Source organism: Runella sp. R0.1_18 (genome assembly GCF_057652155.1).
This window is the reverse complement of sequence record NZ_JBYFCK010000014.1, coordinates 71080-92133: the sequence shown is the minus strand read 5'-3', so window position 1 is coordinate 92133 and position 21054 is coordinate 71080. Positions and strand designations below refer to the sequence as shown.

Here is a 21054-nt window from a genome sequence, read left to right as displayed (position 1 = left end):
TAGTAATACAATCAAACAGACTATTTGGACTACAAGCGATTATGTTAGTGTGAATTTTTATGAATGCTCATAAACACAAAAACGCTTTGGTATCGTTACCAAAGCGTTTTTGTGTTAGAAAAGTACAATAAACTATTTGTACTCAGTGTCAACATCTGCGAAGATACGTCCACAGTGTTCACAAACAATAATCTTTTTCTTTTCACGAATATCTGCCTGACGCTGAGGAGGAACTACATTAAAACAGCCTCCACAAGCACCACGTTTTACTTTTACTACGCCCAATCCGTTTTCGGAATTGTTACGAATTTTTGTGTACGATTTGTACAAACGCTCTTCCACTTTTTGGGCTTGGGCTTCGCGCTGATCCAACAACTGCTTCTCGTCCTCGTGGCTTTCAGAAGTGATGGTATCAAGCTCTTGTTTTTTCGCTTTCAAATCTTCGCGACGTTCTTTCAAAAGAGCATCAGTTCCTGCGATTTCTTCCTTCTTAGCTTTGATTTTGTATTCAGCTTCCCGCATTTTCTTTTCGGCAAGTTCAATTTCAAGCGTCTGAAGTTCCATTTCTTTCGTGATGGCGTCGTACTCACGGTTGTTACGAACGTTCATCTGTTGTTCTTTGTAACGAGCAATCAACTTCTCAGCGTCTTTCTTGGTCGCTTTATGGCGGCTAATTTCTTCGTCAAGAACACTGATTTCGTTGTTGAACTTTCCGATACGGGTTTCAAACCCCGCAATGTCATCTTCTAAATCACGAACTTCTTCGGGCAAGTCGCCGCGTATTTTTTTGATGTCATCCAACTCGGAGTCAATTTGCTGCAATTTGAGCAATAAGTCTAATTTCTGCGCGACGGTCAGTTCCATATTTGTTGGGTTTGAAGTGTGGTTATTTCAGTTTAGAATGTCATTCTTTACGTCCGATAACCGACACCTTACACGTAGTAATTTACTGGATTGGTAATAGTTTCCGACAAAATTGTCGCAAAATTAATGAATTTTTTCGACAAATATCGTTGCAATAATTCTTTTGTAAAAACTTCGCTTTCATAGTGCCCAATATCACAAATAAGGATGCGGCCATCGGCATCAAAAAACTCATGGTACTTATAATCGGCAGAGATGAAAACATCAGCTTGTTGGCGAACAGCGTCGTTCAACAAAAATCCTCCTGCGCCTCCACAAACGGCTACTTTCTGAATAATTGGGGAACAAATGGCGGTATGCCGAATGACATTTAGTTGCATCTTTTGTTTTAAATAGGCCAAAAAATCGGTAGCTGCAATGCCTTCTGACAAAAGACCAATTGCCCCTGCACCTACTTCTTGATTGGTATTTTGCAAAAGTGTGAGATAGTGCGCCACCTCTTCATACGGGTGGGTTTCGTTGAGCGTTCGCATCACTGTTGCTTCCAAATAAGCGGGGAAAATGACCTCAACTCGGCTTTCGCTCACGTTTTCTATTTCGTTAGCATTGCCGATAAACGGTGTTGCTGCTTCGTTGGGGCGAAAAGTGCCTGTCCCATTTACGCTAAAACTACAATGGTCATAATTCCCGATTTGTCCGACACCGACGTTGTGCAAAGCATCGACGACCGATTGCGCGTTTTCGACGGGAACGAAAAAGACAAGTTTCATTAACAAATCCTTTTTAGGGGCTAAAACGCGAACGTTTTGTAAGCCCAAGCGCTCAGCAATCATAAAATTGACGCCACCGACCACGTGGTCGAGGTTGGTGTGTGTGGCATAAATGGCAATGTCGTTTTTAATGGCTTTGATTACCGTACGCTCGACGTAGTTTCGCCCATTGAATTTTTTCAACCCTTTGAATACAATGGGGTGGTGGGCAACAATCAAATTACAGTTTTTGTCAATGGCTTCATCGACGACGGCCTCTGTGCAGTCGAGCGAAACGAGCACATTGGTAACGGAGGCGGTAGGGTTACCCACAATGAGACCTGCGTTGTCGTATGATTCTTGGTAGGATAATGGGGCTATGGTTTCTAAAAAGTGAGTAATGTCTTTAATTTTTGTCATTTTTTTTGAGCTTGTAACTATTTAAAAATCAGAATTATGCCTTAAAAATTGAAAATAATTCAAAAAAAAGTCTGTTTTTTTGTTGGCAAAAGTATTGCATTGAAAGTTAAAAATAGTACTTTTGCACCACTTTCAGCGATACCAAAACGCAAAAAGTAACAAAAATTTAAAATTTGGTCCGGTAGTTCAGTTGGTTAGAATACATGCCTGTCACGCATGGGGTCGCGGGTTCGAGTCCCGTCCGGACCGCCAACACAAAGTAAGTGTTTCGTTCTTTAGTACATTTGGGTCTGGTAGTTCACAAAGCGTTTGGCGGTTGTTTAGAATAGATACCTGTCACGTAGCGTTTACCAAAGACAAAAAATATTGGTCCGGTAGTTCAGTTGGTTAGAATACATGCCTGTCACGCATGGGGTCGCGGGTTCGAGTCCCGTCCGGACCGCCAACACAAAGCAAAAAGCTCAGAGGAATCTGGGCTTTTTTTGTTTTAAGCAGTTTTTAAAAATGCCTGTCACGTATGGAATTGTGGCAGTGCGACGTTTCGCTTCGAGCCCCGCCAGTGTGCCGTACCACCGGACCGCCAACACAAAGCAAGAAGCTCAGAGAAATCTGGGCTTTTTTTGTTTTGTGAAACTTCTTGTGTCTTTTATTCAATTACTCCTTGACAAAATTGGTGTTTTTATTTTACTTTGTAAATAAAAGTACTTTTTATTTTACTTAAAATGAACTACTTCGTCAAACCAGATTCGATTGTTAGGCAGATTTGGGGGAAAGCCGATACCATCCTTTTTATTTTTGCGGGAGCATCGGCGGAGTTTGCGCTCAATAAGGCCGTTGATTGGCTTTATTTTACGGGGAAACTGCCTGCTGACCCGCTGGGGCGGTTGTTCTCTACGGTGGAGTACGCGCGACAAATCGTTTTTGCCGAAGACCAACAAGCGCTTGCGGCCATTGATAAGATTGCGGCCATTCACGGAGCGATCGAACAAAAAAGGGGGGCTCAAATCCCTGATTGGGCCTACCGCGATGTGCTTTTTATGCTGATTGATTATTCCATTCGGGCTTATGAAGTACTGGAACGTAAACTTACCTTCGCCGAAAAACGGGAAGTTTTTGAGGTTTTTTATCGGGTAGGGGCTAGAATGGGCATTCGGGGCTTGCCTACGACTTTAGAAGAATGGGAAAAAATGCGCGAAGAGCATCTGCGCGATAACCTGATTTCAAGCGACTTTACCCTTGATTTGTACCGTCAGTATGAAAAGCATTTGGGTTTTGTTCGTTTTTTTATCCTCAAACAAGCCCAAACTTTAGTTGTTCCTCAAAGAGTAAATCGGCTTTTGGAGCTTGGCAAAATTCCACTTTTGGCACCTGTGATTGCTACCTACAAGTTGTTTAGGTACCTAAAGGTGGAACATCTGCTGAAGGATGCCATTTTACCCACGGCCTACAAACCACAAATAGCAGCGCTTGACTTTCGGTCAGACGACAGTCAGACCGAACTCAAATTTAGGTAGTTCTTAGTCTGACTATCGTTGTTTTACTCGGCCAGACGACAGTCAGACCGAACTCAAATTCAGGTAGTTCTTAGTCTAACTATCGTTGTTTTACTCGGCCAGACGACAGTCAGACCGAACTCAAATTTAGGTAGTTTTTAGTCTGACTATCGTTGTTTTACTCGGTCAGACGACAGTGAGACCGAACTCAAATTTAGGTAGTTCTTAGTCTGACTATCGTTGTTTTACTCGGTCAGACGACAGTCAGACCGAACTCAAATTTAGGTAGTTCTTAGTCTGACTATCGTCGTAACTCGGTCTGACTATCGTCTGACCGAATCAAAATCAGCCGCAATTTTATTGATGTCGCCATCCGATAAATTTTTAGAAGCAATTACCGTACGGTAGCGGAAGGTAGTGGACTCGCCGTTTTTAAGGGTCAGATTTAGGTTCTCTTTGCCCTTACTGAAAATAGCTTGTCCAAGTGGATTGGCAGCAAAAAGACCATAACCACGTGCGTGCCAGTAAGTTGGGTAGCCCACGTTTTTTGGGTGGTCGAGGATGACGATATTGATGGTCTCATCGCCAATTTTGCCCCGTAAATTACACCAGCGGCCGCGTGTACTCCAAACATTATCTCCTTCTACGCCCTCGCTCGTGCGGTAGTTGCCCGAAATACCCGTGTTGTCCATCGTGGCTACTTTGGTGACTACGCCGTACGCGTCCGTAAATTCAGATGGCCCCGTAGAAGGATGTTCCAATTGACGAGCGACGCGGATGGCAAACATGCCGTCTTTTACGTCTTTAAACACTACTTCGGTTTTAGCAGTTAGCGTAGTGATGCGGTCAACTGTGCGGGTGGTGGCGTCTCCCTTAAAAATATACGTTGTGGTTTCGGTCAACATCAAGCCGCCATTTTTGTCGAGCCAATCGGCCGTAACGGTAAGGGTACCTTCGTTCTTGCCACCTTTCATTTTGGTGATTCCCGTATGAACGATGGTGCCGTAGGTGTGTTTGGCGTGGTCCACCTTGGTGGAATTGTTCCAAAAGTCGTGGGCATTAACCGATTCATAGTTGAGCCACATCCCAACGTGGTGCGGGTGGTCCACGCGCTCACCCGTACGAGGTTTGATGGGCCAACCGCGCGTAATTTCAGTACCTTGGGCAGTAAGCAGTGGATAGAGAACTGCTTTCTTTAAAACATCAGGGCCTGGATAGAAATAACTGGTGAAGGGCTTACCATCGATTGTAACATCGATTTTTTTTTCGGTTTCGTTGGGGGTGAGGACAACCCCTTTTTGGGCAAAACTCAGGCTAGAAAGCGCGAGCATACCCGCTAAAAAAGGAAATTTCATAGAATTTACAGTGGATTTTCCTTCTAAAGGCGTTGAGATTCCGTTTTTACCCCGTACTTTCTTTAAGTTTGTAGCATGGCAAAAAAACGAAAATTTTACGTAGTATGGGAAGGCCGTCGTCGAGGGGTGTTTACGGAGTGGGACGAGTGCGAGGCGCAAATCAAGGGTTTTGCGGAAGCAAAATATAAGTCATTCGATTCATTGAAGGAAGCAGAAGCTGCCCTTAGCAAAAGTTATTGGGAGTTTATTACCCCTAGCAAAGCCAAGCCTGCGCTGAAAGAAGCCCCTGCCAATGTGGGCAAACCCAACCCTGAAAGCATTGCGGTGGATGCCGCATGGAATACCGCCACGGGCGACATGGAGTACCAAGGGGTGTATGTTCGCACGGGGCAGAAACTCTTTCACCAAGGCCCGTTTCAAGACGGGACAAACAACATTGGGGAGTTTTTAGCGATTGTTCATGGCTTGGCGTATCTCCAAAAGCACCAAAGCAACTTGCCGATTTATACGGATTCTAAAACCGCCATGAGTTGGATAAAGAAAAAACACGCCAATACTAAATTAGAAGTAACGCCGCGTAATAAAGCCCTCTTTGAAATGCTCCAGCGGGCAGAAGAATGGCTGTCGAAAAATAAATATACCAACGCCATTGTGAAGTGGGAAACGGAATATTGGGGAGAAAATCCCGCTGATTTTGGTCGTAAATAGTTGGAGTGGATTGGTTATCAGTAGATTCTAAAATTTTATCAAAAACACCATGGGACGGAGTTCAAACCCCTATTTTAAATTCAAACAATTTACAGTCTGGCACGACCGTAGTTCATTGCGCGTATGTACAGAAGCCTGTTTGTTAGGGGCGTATGCGTCGGTAGATGGGGTGAAAAAAGGGTTAGATATTGGCACGGGTACGGGGGTGTTGGCCTTAATGTTGGCGCAAAGGAACGAAAATTTACACATCGACGCCATTGAAATTGAGCAATCAAGCGCCGAGCAAGCCCAAGAAAATGTTAGCCAAAGTCCCTTTGCCGAACGCATTCAGGTGTATAAAGCCGCCCTCCAAAATTGGAACAAAGAAAAGGGCTACGATTTTATTATCAGCAATCCCCCATTTTTTGAAAATCACTTGCTTTCTACCAACGAAATTAAAAACCAAGCGCTGCACGCCGAAAGCCTTTCTTTGGTCGAATTAGCCAATTCAGTAGCTAGTTTACTCCAAAAAAAAGGCCGATTTGTGGTATTATTACCACCCCTTGAAACCCAAAAAATGACTGAACTCATGCAGGGCAAAGGGCTTTGGCCTGTCAAGCAGCTTCAAATTTTTCAACGAGAAGAAAAAGCACTTTTTCGACTTATAACGACCTTCCAGTGGCAAAATAAGCCATTGCAGTTGGAGAAACTTACCATTCACGAAGGAGATGGTAAGTATTCTGAGGGTTTTCGTACTTTATTAAAGGACTATTATTTGATATTCTAAATTAAAAAATGCGTAACACGATTTCTGATTACTTCCAACAGTTACAAGACCAAATCTGTGCAGCCATCGAACAAACCGACGGAAAAGGCAAGTTTCATGAAGACCTCTGGCAACACCACGGCGGTGGCGGTGGCCGAACGCGCTTGATTCAGGCGGGAAATATCCTTGAAAAAGGAGGCGTCAATTTTTCGGCTGTGCAAGGACAAACATCCGAGGCACTCATGAAACAAATGAACCTCACTGAGCGGGCCGATTATTTTGCCACGGGGGTGTCGATTGTCATGCACCCTGTGAGCCCGATGGTTCCCATCATTCACATGAATGTTCGCTACTTTGAGATGTCCAACGGTACAAGCTGGTTTGGAGGAGGGATTGACCTGACGCCGCATTACGTCGTTGACGAAGATGCTCGCTGGTTTCACCAACAACTCAAAGCTACCTGCGATGCCCACGATGTCAATTATTATCCAAAATTTAAAAATTGGGCAGATGATTATTTCTTTTTGCCTCACCGCCAAGAAACCCGTGGCGTGGGCGGAATATTCTTCGATTATTTAAAACCTACCTCCGACGCCGATAAAAATCAGTTGTTTGGATTTGTTAAAGCCGTGGGCGAAACCTTTGCGCCGACTTATACGGCATTGATGAAAAAAAATGCTGATATTCCGTATAGTGAGCAAGAAAAAGCGTGGCAGTTGGTACGCCGTGGGCGTTATGTGGAATTTAACCTAGTGTGGGATCGTGGTACAAAATTTGGACTAGAAACGGGTGGACGAACGGAGTCAATCTTAATGAGTTTGCCACCTTTGGCGGGCTGGGAATATGATTATCGTCCCGTTTCCCAATCGCGCGAAGAATACACACTTACGATGCTAAAAAAAGGCATTGAGTGGGTATAAAACGCGATTTTTGGACATTTTTTTGTATATTTACGTGTTAAAAAATTGTAATTTACCAATAGCGATTGAGCGACTATTTTGGTAAAAAGGTTGAAATAAACCTATCATTACGTGGCACTCAATACGAACCGATGAGCGAAATCAACGACACTTTACCCGAAGACCAAAATCCCAATGAACACACCCGCCATGACCAGTTGGTGGTGTCGGATATGTACCAAAACTGGTTTTTGGAATATGCTTCTTATGTAATTCTAGAGCGTGCTGTTCCTAACATTGAGGATGGCCTGAAACCTGTGCAGCGCCGTATTCTTCATGCACTGAAAGAAATGGACGATGGGCGCTTTAACAAAGTAGCCAACGTAATCGGGGCTACCATGCAATTTCACCCGCACGGGGATGCGTCTATCAACGAAGCGATTGTCAACATGGGGCAGAAAGACCTCGTGTTTGATACGCAAGGGAGTTGGGGAGACATCCGAACGGGGGATGGCGCCGCCGCCGCTCGTTATATTGAAGTGCGACTTTCTAAGTTTGGCAACGACGTTATTTTTAACGAAGATACGACCGAGTGGCAAATGAGCTACGACGGCCGCAAGCGAGAGCCTGTCACGTTGCCTGTGAAGTTTCCGTTGCTGTTGGCGATGGGCGTAGAAGGAATTGCAGTGGGGCTTTCGACCAAAATCATGCCGCATAATTTTGTGGAATTGATTGAGGCATCAATGGCCTATTTGAAAGGATTGCCGTTTACGTTATATCCTGACTTCCCAACGGGAGGCTTTGTGGACGTAACCAACTACAACGATGGACTACGGAGCGGGAAAATTCGCGTGCGGGCCAAAATTGAAGAGCTTGATAAAAAAACGTTGGTGATTCGTGAAATTCCGTTTGGAACAACCACGACTTCCATCAAGGATTCGATTATCAAGGCCAGCGAAGAAGGGAAAATTAAGATCAAAAAACCCGAAAAGGGAATGCAAGCGGTGGAAGACCTCACCGCAAGGGACGTGGAGATTGTTATCCACCTTGCTCCAGGCGTTTCGCCCGACATTACCATTGATGCTTTGTACGCTTTTACGGAGTGTGAGGTAAGTATTTCACCAAATGCCTGCGTGATTATCGACGAGAAACCCCACTTTGTGACGGTTTCTCAAATCTTAAAAACTTGTACTGACCAAACGGTTCATTTGCTCAAACGTGAACTAGAAATCAAACGATTTGAGCTAAAAGAGAAACTTTTATACAGTTCGTTAGAGAAAATCTTTATCGAAAATCGCATTTACCGCGATATTGAGGAGTGCGAAACTTTTGAAGCGGTTATTCAGACGATTGATGCGGGGTTAACGCCTTACAAAAATGACTTTTACCGCGAAATCGTAGAAGAAGATATTCTTCGCCTGACCGAATTGCGCATCAAACGTATTTCAAAATACGATGCGTTTAAGGCAGATGAAGCCATGAAACGCCTTGAGGCGGAGTTGGCCGAAGTGGAAGATAACCTCGTTCATTTGACGCGCTATGCGATCAATTATTTCAAAGATTTGCTCAAAAAATACGGCAAAGACCGTGGGCGTCGTACTGAGATTCGTTCGTTTAATACCATTGCGGCGACAGTCGTAGCGGCTGCGAACCAAAAACTGTACGTCAATCGCGAAGAAGGTTTTATTGGTTATGGATTGAAAAAAGATGAATACGTCATGGATTGTTCGGACATCGATGATATCATTGTTTTTCGCCGCGACGGTAAATACAAAGTGGTGCGCGTAGCCGACAAGGTTTTTGTGGGGAAAGATATATTTTATGTGTCGGTGTTTAAGAAAAACGACGAGCGTAAAATTTATAATGTAACCTACTTGGACGGAAAATCGGGGGTGAGTTATGCCAAACGTTTTGCTGTAACGGGTATCACGCGCGACAAAGAATATGACGTGTCGTTGGGGACAAACAAGTCGAAAATGACCTATTTTAGTGCCAATGACAACGGAGAAGCAGAAATAATTACCGTAAGCCTAACGGCCCAAAGTACGGCCCGAATCAAAATTTTTGATTTTGATTTTTCTAAGTTAGCAGTCAAAAATCGCTCGGCCATGGGAAATGTACTGACCAAGTATCCCGTGCGTAAAATAGCCTTTAAATCGGCAGGTGCCTCAACACTCGGTGGCGTTGACTTGTGGTACGACGAAGTGCTAGGTCGATTAAACCGTGACGATCGGGGGCGTTATTTGGGTAATTTTGACAATGGTGACCTGATTTTGGTACTTTACAAAGAAGGCTCGTACGAACTTACCAGTTTTGATTTGACCAACCGTTACGAACCCAAAGAGTTGGTGCTTTTGGAAAAATTTGTTCCCGAAAAACCAATTACGGCAGTTTATTACGAATCGGTACAAAAAAATTACTTTGCCAAACGTTTTAAAATAGAAACGACAACCACGGATAAGAAATTTTCGTTTATTGGTGAAAACAAAGGGTCTAAAATCGTTTTTGTCTCCACGGACGTACATCCACGCATGGAAGTGGTGATTGAAAAGAGCAAAACGGAAAACCAAATTGAGCAATATACTCTGGACGAATTTGTGGAGGTAAGAGGCTGGAAAGCCCTGGGAAATCGGGTTTCTGCTTTGAAAATAAAAGAAATAAAGCAGTTGGAATCCACTCAAGCGGAAATAGCCGAACCAGAAATTGTTGAAAATGAACCTGACATAGCCGCGCCGTCTGATGAAGACGAAACCCCACCACAAACCCCACCCGCAGCCCCCGATGAGACGGGGCAGCTGGGGCTATTCTAAAAAACTAGCAATGTGAAAACCGCTTTTTTACATATCAACGCCATTCGCCATTCGCGTCGTTTGCGGGTCTCTTTGATGAAAAAGCTCATCAAAGCAGGCTTGTGGTCGGTATTTGGGGTGGTAGTGGCAGTGTTGTTGTGTAATTGGATTGTGGTGCTCACTACCCGCCATAAGGTATTTTTTGACGTTTCTTCGCTGCCTTCCAACGACGTTGGGCTGGTTTTGGGAACTAGCAAATACGTAGCTCGTGGGAAAGAGAACTTGTTCTTTAAATACCGCATGGAAGCTTCGGCGCTGTTATTCAAAGAAGGAAAAGTCAAGTACCTGATTTTGAGCGGCAACAAGGAAGCGGAAACCTACGACGAACCCAAAGCCATGAAACAAGCCTTGACAAAATTGGGGATTCCTGAAGATGTCATGTTGCTCGATACGGCGGGCTATCGAACGTTTGATTCCGTAGTGCGGTGTCGTGAGATATATGGACAAGAACGGGTGACGGTGATTTCTCAAAATTTTCACAATGCCCGAGCGCTTTACTTAGCCGAACACGAAGGGGTGGACGCGGTTGGTTTTGCCGCGCAAGATGTCCCCGATGGCTATTCGCTAAAAACATTGCTTCGTGAATATTTAGCTCGTCCAAAGGCAATGCTGGATGTGTACGTCCTAAGGCCCGAAGCGGGGGTGAGAGAAGGTGAATAAACAACCTCCCGAAAGTTCTAAACCTCCCGAAAGTTCAAAACTTTCGGGAGGTTGTACTTTAAAGCCAATTAAATCGAAAGTTGCTTCATCCAATCGGCATCTACTTTGATGCTATCAATCGACGCTCCAGGGTATTGTTCTTGTTCTACAAGGTAGTATTTTACACCCGCTTTTTTGGCCGCTTTCAAAATCGTCACAAAGTCGATAGAGCCTTGTCCCAAATCTTTCTGCGTTACTTTGCCGCTACTGTCTTTCACCATGTCTTTGATGTGTACCAATTCATAGCGTTTGCCATACTTTTTGAAGTGCTCAACGGCATCCTGACCCGCCGCCACAATCCAGCACAAGTCTAACTCAAACATCACCTTTTTGGGGTCAGTGTTGGCTAAAAGTACCTCGTGCGGAATTTGACCTTCGAGTGGTTTAAAAGAGTAGTCGTGGTTGTGGTAGCCAAATTTCATTCCCGCATTGGTTACTTTCTCGCCCACTTGGTTAAACAAGTCTGCTTTTTTCTTCCAGTCATCGATGGTTTTTTGAGGGCCTAAATAGGGACAAAGCATGTATTTAAGGCCTGCTTCGGCGCCACGCTCGATATTTTTGTCAAGGTCTTTGTTCATGTCAAAGTGCGTACTTACCATTTTGACGCCCATATCGCCCAAAAATGTTTTACATTCTTTCGGCGACATTCCCCACAAAAAGTCAGGTCCTCCGTAGCTTTCAAATTGAGTATAGCCCATTTCGGCCAGTTTTTTCATGGTACCTTTGGCATCTTTTGGCATCAAATCACGAACGCTGTAAAGCTGAATTCCAAATTTTTTGATGGGTTTCGCTTCAGTAAAAAGACTTGGTGTGAGGGCAATTCCCGCGCTTAATGCGGATGTTTGTTTCAAAAAATCGCGACGATTCATTGGTGATTGGTGGTTAGTTTCAGGAAAAAAAACGAAAAATGTGCTTTCTACTTGCATTGTGCTAAGTATTTTTGTCTTTCAATTAATAATCATCTTCGTGCATTCTTTTCCACTTGTATATCTAAAACCCAATCGCGACGAAGCCGTACGGCGGTTTCATCCGTGGGTTTTTTCGGGCGCTATCGCCCGAATCAAAGGCCAACCAACTGACGGTGAAATCGTTGAAGTTTGTGACAGCCGTGGCCAATACTTAGCTACGGGGCACTACCACAATGGCAACATTGCAGTAAAATTGTTCAGTTTTGAGCAGATAGTACCTAACGTCGATTTTTGGAAACAAAAGTTGCAAAAAGCACTGACCGTTCGCCAGCAGTTGTTTGCCACTCAATGGAGTACTGAAGACACCATCACCAATAGCTACCGCTTGGTACACGGCGAAGGCGATGGTTTACCTGGGTTGATTATCGACTTTTACAACGGGGTGCTGGTTATTCAAGCCCATTCGATTGGGATGTACCGCGTGCTTGATGAGGTGGCGCAAGCGTTACAGGATTTATACGGCAGCGATTTGAAAGCCATTTATAATAAAAGCGCTGATACCTTGCCCGATGAGTTTGCCAAAACTACCCAAAACGGGTACGTTGTTGGCACTTGTCCTGTACCGCATCCTGTCAAAGAAAATGGTCATACGTTTTTGATTGATTGGGAAACGGGGCAAAAAACGGGCTTTTTCCTCGATCAACGCGATAACCGACGGTTGTTGGGAAGCTATGCCAAAGGAAAAAATGTGTTGAATGCGTTTTGCTATTCGGGTGGTTTTTCAATTTATGCTTTGGCAGAAGGGGCACAATCGGTCGATTCGGTGGATGCATCCAAAAAAGCGATTGAATTGACGGAGCGCAATGTGGAAGCCAATTTTGGTGAGACGACAAACCACCAGTCGTATGCAGAAGACGTAATGAAGTTTCTAAAAGAAACAACTGGTACTTACGATTTGATGATTCTTGACCCTCCAGCCTACGCCAAGAGCATGTCGGCGCGCCATCGTGCCGTACAAGGCTATAAGCGATTGAACGCAGAAGGTATTAAGCACCTAAAACCAAACGGGATATTGTTTACCTTTTCATGTTCGCAAGTAGTAGATCGCGAACTGTTTTATAACACGGTCGTTGCTGCGGCCATCGAAGCAGGACGCCAAGTGCGGGTTTTACACCAAATTACGCAGCCCGCCGACCATCCCGTCAATCTTTTCCATCCAGAAGGCAGTTATCTCAAAGGATTGGTACTTTGGGTCGAGTAAAAATAAGAACAGCAGGGCAAATTGCCCTGCTGTAATACTCAACTACCCAACCAGACCCTACTATTGGCCTACAATTTGGCTTTTTAAGCCTCCTAAAACACCTAAAAGTTCGTTTTGCTCGGTAGATGGTACATTGAATTTATTCAAGGCCATCACTAAGTCATTGACCAATGAGTTAAACTCAGTATCGGTGATTTTCATCCCTTTGTGGGCCGTTACCATGTCTTTCCCTGTGTATTTTTGTGGGCCACCACTGGCTTCACCAATCTGGTCAATCAAGTTGTTACGAAGGGCGGTCAAACGTGCTGTATTTCCCTTCTGCACTTCCTGAAGAAGTGGCGTAAACGTGCGAACCATGTTAGGATCCGCTGCTACGTTAGTGATGAATTGGTCCACTACTGCTGAAATTGCACTTACCCCACCAAGGCGATCGTACAATGATTTTGGCGCTGCTTCTTCTTCTTTCTTACAAGATGACATAATGAACACAAGCGCAACCGATAAAGACAAAAATGCTTTTTTCATGGTTTTAATTGATTTAATTGATTGAGAAAATGGATTAAATTAAAACTTGAGTAGTTATTGAGGGAAAATAAAAGATGCTAACGGAAACAGAAGGCGTATTTAGCGCGCTCAAAAGCTTGAATGTAAGACAATGGCACGGGGCATTGGGGGCCACTCGCTTCCACGCCATCAAACGAAGCGGGCTCAACTTTTTTGGCAGAATAGGTTCCTACCAATGATTTCAAAGAAGACTCGTTGGTGGCATCAGGGTCAAAAGTGATGCTCACGAGTTGACTTGCGGGGTTAACTGTACAAGCGGTGACCCCTTTTTGTTGACTAATTTGTTTTTGTAACGCGTCCGAATTAGTAGTTTCGTCAAGCCCATCTACTTTTATGATGGTCATACTAATTGGCTTTACGTAAGCGTGCATGGGTGCAGGTTCTAGATTGGCATAGACAACAAATGCCATAAAAAGAAAACCTAAGGAGTAAAGCGAAATTTTAGCGGTTTTGATAAGTCCTTTTTTCATGGTTGATAGCCTTTTTGGTACTATCTACGATGGCTAATGTCAAGTTGGATTTAGAGGACTGATTTTTTTTTTTGATATTGCATCCATGAAAGCTCTTAAACAGAAGTCCGCTCGCTTTTGTTTACTTGTAAATACTGTCCATTCTCAAGTGGTTTAACTTTTTTATATGGGATTAAAAACGCCTAAATTGAATGAGAGCGAACTATTGGAACTGTTGCGAAGGCAAGATCGCAAAGCTTTCAATTACCTTTATGATAATTATTCCGACGCACTGTACGGGGTTATATTAAAGGTGGTTCGCACTGAAGAAACTGCACAAGATTTGTTGCAAGAAATCTTCGTCAAAATTTGGAAGAACATTGCCCAATACGATTCAAGCAAAGGGCGTTTGTTTACCTGGATGCTCAATATCGCACGAAATACGTCGATAGATTATTTGCGAGTTAATCGCCTCGAAATCCAAGACATAGATACGGCCGTATATACTGTTGAACAAGGTCAATCTATATATGAGGAAATTAACAATAACGAACTTAAAGAAGTGGTGTCGCAACTAAAACCGGAGCAGCAAACGCTGATAGAAATGGTGTATTGGGGAGGCTACACGCACGAAGAGGCAGCCCAAAGGCTAGATATGCCGCTTGGGACGGTAAAGACGCGTGTGCGAAGTGCTCTTAGGGATTTAAGAAAATTTTTTGGTGCATGATTAACGTTAAAGAATACATAGAATCAGGTATCCTAGAAGACTATCTTTCAGGAAACGTTTCTGATCAGGAACGAAGGGAAGTGGATTGCCTATCTAAAATTTACCCCGAAATAAGGACTGAATTAGATAGTCTCAGCGATACAATAGAACAATTTGCTTTTGCCAACAAAGTGGCGGCTCCTGCTGCGCTGAAAGGTAAAATTATGGCACAACTAATCTTCGCAGAGGATGAAACTGAAACCAAGGTGGATGAGATAGTCGAGCAAGAAGAAGATAATGTGCCCGTTTTACCACTTAACTCTCGCGGAAATTCCTTCCAATGGGGGTGGGTAGCGGCGGCTTCAGTAGCAGCTTTGGTGGGCTCGGTGGTGTATTTCAACGCTCGTATGGATACACTTTCAGCAACGGTGGCGCAACAACAGAACGAAATTAAGGCACAAACAACCCAAATTGCGCAGTTAAATGATGCTAATAATCAGTTTGTGACCTTAAAAGGGGTTGAGAAATCGCCTAATAGTTCGGTGCGGGTTGTGTGGAATCCTAAAACGCAGGAAGTTCAGTTAAGTGTTTTGTCTTTGCCTACTCCTAGTGCTGACAAACAATATCAACTTTGGGCGTTGGTGGAAGGAAAACCAGTTGATTTAGGCGTGTTTGATGTAAGTACTGCCTTCCAAAAAATGAAAACGACGGGACAAGCAGATGCATTTGCGGTCACGCTCGAAAAGAAAGGAGGCAATCCGACGCCTCATTTGGAAGAGTTATACGTGATGGGTAAGGTGGCAGGGTAATCCTGCCCCGACTCCAACAAAAAAGTCCCGCCAAAGCGGGACTTTTTTGTTGGTCAATATTTATCAAAAACTATTTAGCAATGTTTGCATCAATCACCAATTCTTTTTCCCAAGATGCTTGGTTGTTTTTTACAAACTCTTGGTATTTAGGGTGATTTTGGAACGTCAAAATATCATCCTTCGTGCGGAAAGTAAGATAGTGCATTGCATCATATTCTGAGCTTCCTGCAACACTCAACGTTTTACCACCTGAGTAAGCAACCATTTGGTGAATCTCACGGCGGAGTTGGGCAAACTCGTTCATGTGGCGCTCAATATCGGCGGCACTTGCGTCGGCCTTAAATTTAATACAAACGATTTTTTGAATCTCTGCATTCTGACTTGGCGTGTAGGCTCCGTAAATGATGAGCATAAATACACAAAGGCCAAATACTGGTTTGATATATCCGAAAAACTTCTTCTTGTTCATTTTGGTAATAATTTGATTTTTAAACTTCAGTTTTCACGTCTGATTTTGAATACGGTGCAAAGATAACGAACGAAATTTAAAAATTGTACTTTTTTTATTAAAAATATAAACAATTCTGTATTTTTTGCTTTTTGCCAAATCAAATTACGACTGTATTAAAAGTGACGATACAACCTTATTCAACGTCTCAGTAAAAATTTGAAGATTAAATCAATGATTTTGCAAAAAATACTCAGCCAATTACTTAATTCAAAAACCTACTTTACGCCATTTTGCAGTTCAAAAAAGGTTTTATTTCGGTTTTTGAGGATAAAAAATTCGATATTACACTTTTGTGTAAAGAACGAATACCAAATAAAATTTGGGATGTGCCCCTGTAATCTATGTTTAATTCGGAAAATATTTACACTAATTTTTCTTCTGCTATTGCTCAATATCCCAATTTGTGGCTTTTCTGGGAAAATAAAGTGGGGTTTTTGGGCGCATCAGCGCATCAACCGTCTCGCGGTTTTTTGCCTTCCTCCTGAAATGCAAGTATTTTTCAAAAAACAAATCAACTACCTGACCGAAAATGCGGTCAACCCCGACAAAAGGCGCTATGCCGTAGTGGGAGAAGCACCACGCCATTATATTGACGCTGAGGCGTATGGAGATAGCGCATTGTACAAACTTCCGTATTATTGGAAAGAGGCGGTTGAAAAATACGGTGAAGATACGTTGGCGCTCAACGGCACCGTACCGTGGGCAATTCAGCAATATAAATTTCAGCTTACGGAAGCATTTCGTCAAAAAAATCCCCGCCGTATCTTACGGGTAGCTGCAGATTTGGGGCATTATATTGCCGATGCAAACGTTCCCTTGCACACAACCCGCAATTACAACGGCCAAATGACGGGCCAGGAAGGGATTCATGCCTTTTGGGAGTCGAGGGTGGCAGAATTGTACGGCGAAAGCTACGATATGTTTGTGGGAGCGGCTATTTACGAACATAAAGTAGCCCATCGCGCTTGGCAGGCTGTCCGAAATGCCAATGCGGGATTGGACAGTGTCTTACGGTTTGAACGGGAGTTGTCGGTGAAATTTCGACCTGAACAAAAATATGTACTGGAAGACCGTAATGGGGTGATAGTGAAGACCTATTCGAGGGAGTTTTCGGAGCGCTACCATCAAATGCTTAACCGCCAGATTGAGCGGCAAATGCGTGCTTCTGTTAAAATGGTAGCCGATTTTTGGTTTACTTGTTGGGTGGATGCAGGCCAGCCCATCCTTTCCGATTTCTCTCATTTTGACTTAGACGAACAAGCAAAAAGAGAAGAAAAAGAAGAAAAAATGGGCTGGTTGAAGCGACTATTTTCGGTCAGAACAGAAAGCGATCATTAGGCGTTGGCAGGCTTGAGTTTTTGAATTACCCACGCGAAAGCAATGACGAGTACACATCCTACGACGTTAAGCCATAAAAACGCCATCAAGTCATACCACCAACATAGAACTACGCCGATTTCGGCCACAATAGCTCCCCAAAAAGTGGCTTTTCCGCCAATGTTTTTGAAGTAAAACGCGACTAAGAATATACCTAAAATAACGCCGTAAAAAAGTGAACCAAGAATATTGACGGCCTCAATCATGCTCCCTAACTTGCTGGCATATTGCGCCACAAAAATGCAAAAAATGCCCCATCCAATGGTAGAAATGCGGGTTACCATCAAATAATGATTATCACTGGCATCGGTTTTATAAACGCGTTTGTACAAATCTACGACCGTGGTAGAGGCCAAGGAGTTGTAAGCAGCGGCAATTGACCCCATTGACGCACTAAAAATGACAGCAATTAATAAACCAATCAGTCCAATTGGGAGGCGGTCGAGAACGAATCGCAAGAAAACGTAATTCACATCGCTGGTATCGGCTGTTGGGTTGTTTTTCTTAATCAATGAAACCGCGTCTTTTTTAAGTTGCTTTTGGGTGTCGTCCGATGCTTTTAAGGCTTCTTGCCAATGGGCAATCGAAGTTTCGTCTTTGGAATCCAATGCCTTAGCCAATCCATCGACTGCTGCCCGCTGACTACTCACTGCCAATGAATGTTTCTCTTCCAGCGATTGGAAATCGGCGGCGTATTCGCTATTTCTGAGTTTATCAGTTTCTACTTTGTTAAAAAATAGCGGGGCGGGGTTGTATTGATAATAGACAAAAACGAGTACGCCAACGAGCAAAATCAGGAATTGCATCGGGATTTTCAACAAACCATTCATTACGAGCCCCATACGGCTTTGCCCAATTGATTCTCCCGTGAGGTAGCGGCCTACTTGCGATTGGTCAGTGCCAAAATACGATAGTTGCAAAAAGAAACCTCCAATCAGACCCGACCAAATATTATAACGGCTATTGGGGTCAAAATGAAAATCAATGGTGTTAAGACGTCCTGCTTTACCCGCAATCTTGAGCGCATCTACAAAACCAATGTCACTGGGCAACAAATGAACAACCATGTAACCTGCCACAAACATGGCCATGGTTACAATAATCATTTGCTGTAAGTGGGTATGAGAAATGGCTTTTGTGCCGCCCGTAACGGTATAAATAAGAACCAATGAACCCATCAAAATATTGGTCCAAGTTAAATCCCAGCCTAAAATAGTGGCTAAAATGATGGAAGGAGCGTAAATGGAAAGCCCCGTTGAAAGTCCGCGTGATAATAAAAATAGGATAACGGTAAAAATACGAACTCGACCATCAAACCTAGTTTCGAGAAATTCGTAGGCAGTAAAAACTTTAAGTCGGTGAAAAATAGGCACAAAAGTAATACTTAGCACAACCATCGCCAGTGGAAGCCCAAAATAGAACTGAACAAAGCGCATTCCGTCGGCAAAGCCTTGGCCTGGGGCAGATAAAAAAGTAATCGCACTCGCTTGCGTAGCCATTACGGAAAAGCATACGTGGTACCAAGGCAGCGATTGACCTGCAATAAGATAATCATCAATGTTTTGTTTGCCACGGCTTCGGTAAATACCGTAAATAATAATAAAACTGAGGGTACCAATTAAGACAATCCAGTCAATAAAACTCATTGGCAGGAGGGATTAGGTGGAAAGTGAAAGGTTTAGAAATCTGGGAATATTATTCAAAATACTTCATCATTACGTAAAAAAGCGCCATAAGTACTAATAAGGTACCAATGACAATGCGGTACATTTGGCGCCAACTTTTAATGAAAGGTGGTAATCCTTCGGTCTCGTTAGGTTGCTGTGAGTCCATCATACAAATGCGCAAAATTTGAGTAGCAAAAGGGAATGGGTGAATTATTTGTTTTACATCAAAAAAATAACCAAAATGCGTGCCGTAAAATTAGGTGTATTCTTTGAGCTTCTAGTAAAGATTAGCTAGAAAGTCAAAAAAGATGTTTAAAGCGTCATAATCCTAGTTTTAACAACCGATTCTTTTTTCAAAAACCCTTAATTAAACTTATTTTTCATTCAATGAATTTCAAAGATCAAGTAGTAATTATTACAGGAGGATGTTCTGGCATTGGGCGGTCGGCGGCATTGGCTTTTGCGCGCGAAGGTGCTAAATTATTCCTTGCTGACCTGTCAGAAAAAGCAGGTGACGAACTCGTGGAAGAACTTACTGGAATGGGTGCCGCGGCGACTTTTGCTCGTATTGATGTCACCGACGTAGAAGACGTACAGCGCATGATTAGCGATTGTATTTCCTATTTTGGGAATATTGATGTATTGGTTAATAGTGCGGGCATCGTTGGGCCACGAGCTCGTACCGAAAAATACCCGATTGACGACTTTCAGAAGGTGTTTGACGTCAATGTAAACGGCCTTTTTTATTGTATGCAAGCGGTTTTACCTCATTTTTTGAGTAGAAAAAAGGGAAATATCGTCAATATTGCTTCCGTGGCAGGTTTGGGTGGATTTGCGGGGCACATTGGTTATTCGGCCAGTAAACATGCCGTAGTGGGCATGACGCGCTCGGCTGCCCTCGAATTTGCCAAACACGGAATCAGGGTCAATGCCATTTGCCCAGCGTTTACGCTGACACCGATGTTGGAAAATGCCATTGTAAACGACGATACCAATTACTTGGAAGCACTCCAGAATGCTATTCCGATGAAGCGATTTGGCAAACCCGAAGAAATCGCTGACGCAATTCTGTACGCGGCTTCGGCTTCTTCCTCATTTATGACTGGACATACCCTTGTCCTCGATGGCGGACTTTTAACTGCTTAATTTCATTCACCTATTACTAAAGAAACGACCAAAATGGCTGATAACCAACTTTTTCAATTGACAGGTAAAGTAGCACTCATTACGGGAGCAAGTAAAGGAATTGGCGAACAAATTGCGCGTTATTTGGCACAGTTTGGCGCAAAAGTCGTGATTAGCAGTCGGCGACAAGCAGACCTAGATGAATTGGCGGAAGACATTCGTAAAACGGGGGGCGAAGTCACGGCCATAGAGGCAAGAATGGGAGACGAAGCTCAAACAAAGCACTTGTTCGATAAAACGATGGAGGTGTATGGAGGCATTGATATTTTGGTAAACAATGCAGCGGCCAACCCTTATTATGGCCCCACCGTAGATTGCCCCGACAATGCCTATGACAAAATCATGGACATCAACGTAAAAGCCCCTTTTCAACTGTCAAAACTGGTGTATCCCGTTATGAAACTGAGAGGAGGGGGGAGCATTATCAATATTAGCAGCATTGCTGGCGAAACGCCCGATCCTGGATTGGGGATTTATAGCGTGAGTAAAGCATCCATCAATATGCTTACCAAAGTATTGGCAAAAGAATGGGGAGCCGATGGAATCCGCGTAAATGCCGTTGCGCCAGGGCTTATCAAGACAAAGTTCAGCCAGGCATTGTGGCAAGATGAAAAAACGCTGGCCCATTTTACAAAACGGTTGCCCATTGCCCGCATGGGGACAGTAGAAGAAGTGGCTTCGTTGGTTTTGTATTTAGCTTCGGATGCGTCGGGATACTGCACAGGAGGCATTTATACCGTCGATGGAGGAACGACTATTTAGAAAGCAAATATCCCAATATTTTCATGGAGGTTTTAAGTCGTTGGTACATTCCCAAGACCGTTGTTCCTAGATTG

General features: G+C 43.6%; 20 protein-coding genes and 2 tRNA genes. 14 read left to right on the top strand and 8 right to left on the bottom strand.

Going from position 1 to position 21054, the window contains the following annotated elements; translation table 11 throughout:
* Window positions 1–132 precede the first annotated feature (132 nt).
* Together AC23P2_RS21825 and AC23P2_RS21820 are read right to left on the bottom strand one after the other, a co-directional pair.
* Complete coding sequence (locus tag AC23P2_RS21825; protein WP_487775166.1) at window positions 133–864, bottom strand: zinc ribbon domain-containing protein; 732 nt, start codon at window positions 862–864, stop codon at window positions 133–135.
* Between the two features lie 68 nt (window positions 865–932).
* On the bottom strand, window positions 933–2033 hold the full coding sequence (locus AC23P2_RS21820) for a Nif3-like dinuclear metal center hexameric protein (protein ID WP_487775165.1): 1101 nt from the start codon (window positions 2031–2033) through the stop codon (window positions 933–935).
* Between the two features lie 175 nt (window positions 2034–2208).
* Here AC23P2_RS21820 and AC23P2_RS21815 point away from each other — a divergent pair.
* The 3 genes from AC23P2_RS21815 to AC23P2_RS21805 all read left to right on the top strand — a co-directional run bounded on the left by AC23P2_RS21815 (window position 2209) and on the right by AC23P2_RS21805 (window position 3547).
* Window positions 2209–2285, top strand: a tRNA-Asp gene (locus tag AC23P2_RS21815).
* A 116-nt stretch (window positions 2286–2401) separates the two neighbouring features.
* Window positions 2402–2478 (top strand) — tRNA-Asp (locus AC23P2_RS21810).
* 277 nt (window positions 2479–2755) lie between these two features.
* Window positions 2756–3547, top strand: a complete 792-nt coding sequence (locus AC23P2_RS21805) for an oxygenase MpaB family protein (protein WP_487775164.1) — start codon at window positions 2756–2758, stop codon at window positions 3545–3547.
* Between the two features lie 302 nt (window positions 3548–3849).
* On the opposite strand, the gene AC23P2_RS21800 is transcribed toward AC23P2_RS21805, so the two are convergent.
* Window positions 3850–4881 (bottom strand): DUF6807 domain-containing protein, encoded by a 1032-nt coding sequence (locus tag AC23P2_RS21800; RefSeq protein WP_487775163.1) that lies wholly within the window; start codon window positions 4879–4881, stop codon window positions 3850–3852.
* 75 nt (window positions 4882–4956) lie between these two features.
* Between AC23P2_RS21800 and AC23P2_RS21795 the strand changes: the two genes are divergently transcribed.
* The 5 genes from AC23P2_RS21795 to AC23P2_RS21775 all read left to right on the top strand — a co-directional run bounded on the left by AC23P2_RS21795 (window position 4957) and on the right by AC23P2_RS21775 (window position 10742).
* Window positions 4957–5589, top strand: a complete 633-nt coding sequence (locus AC23P2_RS21795; RefSeq protein WP_028525749.1) for a ribonuclease H1 domain-containing protein — start codon at window positions 4957–4959, stop codon at window positions 5587–5589.
* Between the two features lie 49 nt (window positions 5590–5638).
* Window positions 5639–6355, top strand: a complete 717-nt coding sequence (locus tag AC23P2_RS21790) for a tRNA1(Val) (adenine(37)-N6)-methyltransferase (protein WP_487775162.1) — start codon at window positions 5639–5641, stop codon at window positions 6353–6355.
* 8 nt (window positions 6356–6363) lie between these two features.
* Window positions 6364–7254: an oxygen-dependent coproporphyrinogen oxidase gene (gene hemF, locus AC23P2_RS21785; RefSeq protein ID WP_487775161.1), complete on the top strand. Its 891-nt coding sequence runs from the start codon at window positions 6364–6366 to the stop codon at window positions 7252–7254.
* A gap of 131 nt (window positions 7255–7385) precedes the next feature.
* The gene (locus AC23P2_RS21780) at window positions 7386–10043 is read left to right on the top strand and encodes a DNA gyrase/topoisomerase IV subunit A (protein ID WP_487775160.1); all 2658 of its coding nucleotides are present in this window, start codon (window positions 7386–7388) and stop codon (window positions 10041–10043) included.
* 12 nt (window positions 10044–10055) lie between these two features.
* Window positions 10056–10742: a SanA/YdcF family protein gene (locus tag AC23P2_RS21775; protein ID WP_487775159.1), complete on the top strand. Its 687-nt coding sequence runs from the start codon at window positions 10056–10058 to the stop codon at window positions 10740–10742.
* Window positions 10743–10810: 68 nt separating this feature from the next.
* Here the strand turns inward: AC23P2_RS21775 and AC23P2_RS21770 are convergent, their stop codons facing one another.
* Window positions 10811–11650: a sugar phosphate isomerase/epimerase family protein gene (locus AC23P2_RS21770; protein ID WP_028525744.1), complete on the bottom strand. Its 840-nt coding sequence runs from the start codon at window positions 11648–11650 to the stop codon at window positions 10811–10813.
* 97 nt (window positions 11651–11747) lie between these two features.
* Between AC23P2_RS21770 and AC23P2_RS21765 the strand changes: the two genes are divergently transcribed.
* Window positions 11748–12950 carry a class I SAM-dependent rRNA methyltransferase gene (locus tag AC23P2_RS21765; RefSeq protein WP_487775158.1) on the top strand — a complete coding sequence of 401 codons (1203 nt, stop codon included), beginning with the start codon at window positions 11748–11750 and terminating at the stop codon, window positions 12948–12950.
* Window positions 12951–13010: 60 nt separating this feature from the next.
* Here AC23P2_RS21765 and AC23P2_RS21760 read toward each other — a convergent pair whose 3' ends face one another.
* Both AC23P2_RS21760 and AC23P2_RS21755 read right to left on the bottom strand, forming a co-directional pair.
* Window positions 13011–13475 (bottom strand): group I truncated hemoglobin, encoded by a 465-nt coding sequence (locus AC23P2_RS21760; RefSeq protein ID WP_487775157.1) that lies wholly within the window; start codon window positions 13473–13475, stop codon window positions 13011–13013.
* 77 nt (window positions 13476–13552) lie between these two features.
* A complete protein-coding gene (locus tag AC23P2_RS21755; protein WP_487775156.1) occupies window positions 13553–13984 on the bottom strand; it encodes a hypothetical protein in 432 nt (143 codons plus the stop codon).
* A 166-nt stretch (window positions 13985–14150) separates the two neighbouring features.
* On the opposite strand from AC23P2_RS21755, the gene AC23P2_RS21750 reads away from it, so the two are divergent.
* The gene (locus AC23P2_RS21750; protein WP_028525740.1) at window positions 14151–14690 is read left to right on the top strand and encodes an RNA polymerase sigma factor; all 540 of its coding nucleotides are present in this window, start codon (window positions 14151–14153) and stop codon (window positions 14688–14690) included.
* Window positions 14687–15478 carry an anti-sigma factor gene (locus AC23P2_RS21745; RefSeq protein ID WP_487775155.1) on the top strand — a complete coding sequence of 264 codons (792 nt, stop codon included), beginning with the start codon at window positions 14687–14689 and terminating at the stop codon, window positions 15476–15478. The genes AC23P2_RS21750 and AC23P2_RS21745 overlap by 4 nt, the downstream gene beginning before the upstream one ends.
* A gap of 70 nt (window positions 15479–15548) precedes the next feature.
* Here AC23P2_RS21745 and AC23P2_RS21740 read toward each other — a convergent pair whose 3' ends face one another.
* Complete coding sequence (locus AC23P2_RS21740; protein ID WP_487775154.1) at window positions 15549–15947, bottom strand: Dabb family protein; 399 nt, start codon at window positions 15945–15947, stop codon at window positions 15549–15551.
* Between the two features lie 528 nt (window positions 15948–16475).
* On the opposite strand from AC23P2_RS21740, the gene AC23P2_RS21735 reads away from it, so the two are divergent.
* The gene (locus tag AC23P2_RS21735; protein ID WP_487775153.1) at window positions 16476–17327 is read left to right on the top strand and encodes a zinc dependent phospholipase C family protein; all 852 of its coding nucleotides are present in this window, start codon (window positions 16476–16478) and stop codon (window positions 17325–17327) included.
* On the opposite strand, the gene AC23P2_RS21730 is transcribed toward AC23P2_RS21735, so the two are convergent.
* Window positions 17324–19012, bottom strand: a complete 1689-nt coding sequence (locus AC23P2_RS21730; RefSeq protein ID WP_487775152.1) for a sodium:solute symporter family protein — start codon at window positions 19010–19012, stop codon at window positions 17324–17326. The two genes, AC23P2_RS21735 and AC23P2_RS21730, sit on opposite strands and share 4 nt — an antisense overlap.
* A 408-nt stretch (window positions 19013–19420) precedes the next feature.
* Here AC23P2_RS21730 and AC23P2_RS21725 point away from each other — a divergent pair, with 408 nt between their 5' ends.
* Window positions 19421–20179 (top strand): SDR family NAD(P)-dependent oxidoreductase, encoded by a 759-nt coding sequence (locus tag AC23P2_RS21725; protein ID WP_487775151.1) that lies wholly within the window; start codon window positions 19421–19423, stop codon window positions 20177–20179.
* 33 nt (window positions 20180–20212) lie between these two features.
* Window positions 20213–20980 carry an SDR family NAD(P)-dependent oxidoreductase gene (locus tag AC23P2_RS21720; protein ID WP_487775150.1) on the top strand — a complete coding sequence of 256 codons (768 nt, stop codon included), beginning with the start codon at window positions 20213–20215 and terminating at the stop codon, window positions 20978–20980.
* Window positions 20981–21054: the final 74 nt, after the last annotated feature.

Bases quoted from the DNA above. Each gene is read 5' to 3' on its own strand.
- AC23P2_RS21825 (WP_487775166.1), bottom strand. From the start codon at position 864: ATGGAACTGACCGTCGCGCAGAAATTAGACTTATTGCTCAAATTGCAG.
- AC23P2_RS21820 (WP_487775165.1), bottom strand. From the start codon at position 2,033: ATGACAAAAATTAAAGACATTACTCACTTTTTAGAAACCATAGCCCCA.
- AC23P2_RS21805 (WP_487775164.1), top strand. From the start codon at position 2,756: ATGAACTACTTCGTCAAACCAGATTCGATTGTTAGGCAGATTTGGGGG.
- AC23P2_RS21800 (WP_487775163.1), bottom strand. From the start codon at position 4,881: ATGAAATTTCCTTTTTTAGCGGGTATGCTCGCGCTTTCTAGCCTGAGT.
- AC23P2_RS21795 (WP_028525749.1), top strand. From the start codon at position 4,957: ATGGCAAAAAAACGAAAATTTTACGTAGTATGGGAAGGCCGTCGTCGA.
- AC23P2_RS21790 (WP_487775162.1), top strand. From the start codon at position 5,639: ATGGGACGGAGTTCAAACCCCTATTTTAAATTCAAACAATTTACAGTC.
- hemF (WP_487775161.1), top strand. From the start codon at position 6,364: ATGCGTAACACGATTTCTGATTACTTCCAACAGTTACAAGACCAAATC.
- AC23P2_RS21780 (WP_487775160.1), top strand. From the start codon at position 7,386: ATGAGCGAAATCAACGACACTTTACCCGAAGACCAAAATCCCAATGAA.
- AC23P2_RS21770 (WP_028525744.1), bottom strand. From the start codon at position 11,650: ATGAATCGTCGCGATTTTTTGAAACAAACATCCGCATTAAGCGCGGGA.
- AC23P2_RS21760 (WP_487775157.1), bottom strand. From the start codon at position 13,475: ATGAAAAAAGCATTTTTGTCTTTATCGGTTGCGCTTGTGTTCATTATG.
- AC23P2_RS21755 (WP_487775156.1), bottom strand. From the start codon at position 13,984: ATGAAAAAAGGACTTATCAAAACCGCTAAAATTTCGCTTTACTCCTTA.
- AC23P2_RS21750 (WP_028525740.1), top strand. From the start codon at position 14,151: ATGGGATTAAAAACGCCTAAATTGAATGAGAGCGAACTATTGGAACTG.
- AC23P2_RS21745 (WP_487775155.1), top strand. From the start codon at position 14,687: ATGATTAACGTTAAAGAATACATAGAATCAGGTATCCTAGAAGACTAT.
- AC23P2_RS21740 (WP_487775154.1), bottom strand. From the start codon at position 15,947: ATGAACAAGAAGAAGTTTTTCGGATATATCAAACCAGTATTTGGCCTT.
- AC23P2_RS21735 (WP_487775153.1), top strand. From the start codon at position 16,476: ATGCAAGTATTTTTCAAAAAACAAATCAACTACCTGACCGAAAATGCG.
- AC23P2_RS21730 (WP_487775152.1), bottom strand. From the start codon at position 19,012: ATGAGTTTTATTGACTGGATTGTCTTAATTGGTACCCTCAGTTTTATT.
- AC23P2_RS21725 (WP_487775151.1), top strand. From the start codon at position 19,421: ATGAATTTCAAAGATCAAGTAGTAATTATTACAGGAGGATGTTCTGGC.
- AC23P2_RS21720 (WP_487775150.1), top strand. From the start codon at position 20,213: ATGGCTGATAACCAACTTTTTCAATTGACAGGTAAAGTAGCACTCATT.